The 244-nt window shown below is 48.0% G+C and carries 1 protein-coding gene; it reads right to left on the bottom strand.

The window, feature by feature from the left end:
• The coding region (locus tag AAEY88_RS15115) for a helix-turn-helix transcriptional regulator (protein WP_350563706.1) at positions 1-244 on the bottom strand (244 nt) is incomplete at both ends.

The following is a 244-nucleotide window of genomic DNA, read 5'->3' as shown; positions in this document are numbered from 1 at the left end:
CCGTAAATAACGCATGGCGAAAAGCACTTGGCGACAACCCAGTCCATTTTTTAAAAGCGCGATGAAACCCCGAACTATCGGCATACCCAAGTTGCTGACCAATGCGGGTGATTGATAACGTAGGATCGCTCAAATGTCGCCGCGCATGTATCTCTCGTACTTGATCGATTAATTGTTGATAGCGCCAACCTTGCGCCAATAACTTACGGCTCAAGGTACGGCAACTACAATGCAGCTTTAGTGC

Origin of the sequence: Psychrobacter sp. CAL346-MNA-CIBAN-0220 (assembly GCF_040309805.1) — a bacterium.
Classification (GTDB): domain Bacteria; phylum Pseudomonadota; class Gammaproteobacteria; order Pseudomonadales; family Moraxellaceae; genus Psychrobacter.
The sequence above is the reverse complement of the archived record's forward strand: the minus strand, read 5'-3'. Positions and strand labels throughout refer to the sequence as shown.